The 825-nt window shown below is 75.4% G+C and carries 1 protein-coding gene; it reads left to right on the top strand.

Annotation, left to right across the window (positions count from 1 at the left end):
* The first annotated feature begins 337 nt into the window (after positions 1-337).
* Positions 338-772 carry a MarR family winged helix-turn-helix transcriptional regulator gene (locus LCE31_RS40005; RefSeq protein ID WP_225023230.1) on the top strand — a complete coding sequence of 145 codons (435 nt, stop codon included), beginning with the start codon at positions 338-340 and terminating at the stop codon, positions 770-772.
* Positions 773-825 lie beyond the last annotated feature (53 nt).

The raw sequence follows: 825 nt of genomic DNA, 5'->3' as shown, positions 1-825 counted from the left end.
GGGGGGGGGGGGGGGCGGGCGGGGGGGGGGGGGCGGGGGGCGGGGGCCGCGGCCCTCACGGGCAACAGGGAGTGTAGTTCATTATTACCTAGGCTCACAATGAGCGTAGTCCTGATATTATTCCCGTATGGACAACCCCGATCCCGCCGGTGCCGGCCAGGACCCCGACCGCGCGGCTCCGGACAGCGGCGCCCCACATCATGGCGATCCGCGCCATGGTGATCCGCAGCATGGCGACCCGAATCCCGCGGACCGGGACAGTACGGACCGTGACAGTACAGAGCGGGACAGCGCGGGCCGGGACAGCGCGGAGCGCGACGGCAGGCTCGCGGAGCAGTTGCTGCGGCTCAACCGCCGCCTGCACCGCATCCAGAAGCGCCAGCTGGGACCGGTGGGCATCACCCCGGCGCAGGGGCGGCTGCTGCGCACCGTCGCGTACAGCGTGGCGAACCTCGGCGGCCCGCCCCGGATGGCCGACCTGGCGGCCCGCCTTGAGGTGGTGCCGCGCGCCGTGACGACGCTGGTCGACGGCCTGGAGGCGAACGGCTGGGTGCGGCGTGTCCCGGACCCGGCCAACCGCCGCGTGATCAGGATCGAGCTGACGGACTCCGGGCGCGACACGCTCCTCGCCCTGCGCGCCGCGCGCCACTCGGCCGCCGAGGAGGTACTCGCGCCGCTGCGCGGCGCGCAGCGGGAGACGCTCGGCGACCTGCTCTCGGCCCTGACGGACGGGTCGCGCGCACAGGCCGCCCCGGACGGCGGCCGCGGCTGACGGCGGCTGAGCACGGGCGCACGCCCCGCTCCCAGCACGCCCCACTCCCCGGC

The sequence above is a fragment of the Streptomyces sp. 8L genome (assembly GCF_020176795.1).
Taxonomy (GTDB): domain Bacteria; phylum Actinomycetota; class Actinomycetes; order Streptomycetales; family Streptomycetaceae; genus Streptomyces.
The sequence above is the reverse complement of the archived record's forward strand: the minus strand, read 5'-3'. Positions and strand labels throughout refer to the sequence as shown.